This window comes from Paludibacterium purpuratum (assembly GCF_004363805.1).
In the GTDB taxonomy this organism is placed as follows: Bacteria; Pseudomonadota; Gammaproteobacteria; order Burkholderiales; family Chromobacteriaceae; genus Paludibacterium; species Paludibacterium purpuratum.
Genome location: NZ_SNZP01000033.1, coordinates 1 through 1,318 on the forward strand (window position 1 = coordinate 1; position 1,318 = coordinate 1,318).

Sequence of the window (1,318 nt, forward strand, 5' to 3'; positions counted from 1 at the left end):
TTAGTCGCCCAGCGTGGAGACCAGGATGGACTTGATGGTGTGCATGCGGTTTTCCGCTTGCTCGAACACCAGCGACATCGGCGACTCGAACACGTCTTCGGTCACTTCCACGCCGTCCAGACCGAAGGTGTCGAACACCCACTTGCCGATCTTGGTTTCTTTGTTGTGGTACGCCGGCAGGCAGTGCATGAACTTCACTGCGGGATTGCCGCTCGCCTTCATCAGCGCCATGTTCACTTGGTACGGCTTCAGCAGGTCGATACGTTCCTTCCAGGCCGATTCCGGTTCGCCCATCGAGACCCATACGTCGGTGTGCACGAAGTCGGTGCCCTTCACGGCTTCGACCGGATCTTCCGTCAGCGTGATGCGCGCGCCGGTTTCCGCGGCGATCTTCTTGCACTCGGCCACCAGGTCGTCGGTCGGCCACAGGTGCTTCGGCGCACCGATGCGTACGTGCATGCCCAGCTTCACGCCGATCACCAGCAGCGAATTGCCCATGTTGTTGCGGGCATCGCCCATGTAGGTGTAGCTGATCTGCGACAGCGGCTTATCGCTGTTTTCCCACATGGTCAGCACGTCGGCCAGCATCTGGGTCGGGTGGAATTCGTCGGTCAGACCGTTGTAGACCGGCACGCCCGCGTAGGCGGCCAGTTCGTTCTCCACCATCTCTTGGCTGAAACCGCGGTATTCGATCGCATCGTACATGCGACCCAGTACGCGCGCGGTATCCTTCATCGATTCCTTGTGACCGATTTGCGAACCGGACGGCCCGAGGTAGGTCACGTGGGCGCCTTGGTCATAGCAGGCGACTTCGAACGCGCAACGGGTACGGGTCGAGGTCTTTTCGAAAATCAGCGCGACATTCTTGCCCTTCAGGTGCTGCTGCTCGGTGCCGTTGTACTTGGCGCGCTTCAGATCGCGGGCCAGGTCCAGCATGTAGCGGATTTCACGCGGGGTGAAGTCCAGCATTTTCAAAAAATGACGGTTGCGCAGATTGAACGCCATGATTGCTCCTGTTTGATTTGGGAGTGGTGAGCGGGGAGTAGCGAGTGGGGTTTCGATGCCCCACTCCCTACTTCCTATACATTTAGATTTTTACTTCGTCGCGGATCAGCGGGCAGGTCATGCAGTGACCGCCGCCACGGCCGCGGCCCAATTCGGCCGCCGGGATCTCGATCACTTCCACGCCATGCTCGCGCATCAGGCGGTTGGTATGCGTGTTGCGGTCGTAGGCCACCACCACGCGGCGATCCAGCGCCACCACGTTATTGCCGTCGTCCCACTGTTCGCGTTCGCGCTGGTAAGCGTCGCCGCCGGT

2 protein-coding genes are annotated in these 1,318 nt (G+C 60.2%); both read right to left on the minus strand.

Going from position 1 to position 1,318, the window contains the following annotated elements; all coding sequences use genetic code 11:
- Complete coding sequence (locus DFP86_RS19185; protein ID WP_133684327.1) at positions 1-1,005, minus strand: ornithine carbamoyltransferase; 1,005 nt, start codon at positions 1,003-1,005, stop codon at positions 1-3.
- An 82-nt stretch (positions 1,006-1,087) separates the two neighbouring features.
- On the minus strand, positions 1,088-1,318 hold a 231-nt coding region (locus tag DFP86_RS19190), incomplete at its 5' end, for an arginine deiminase family protein (RefSeq protein ID WP_243729446.1).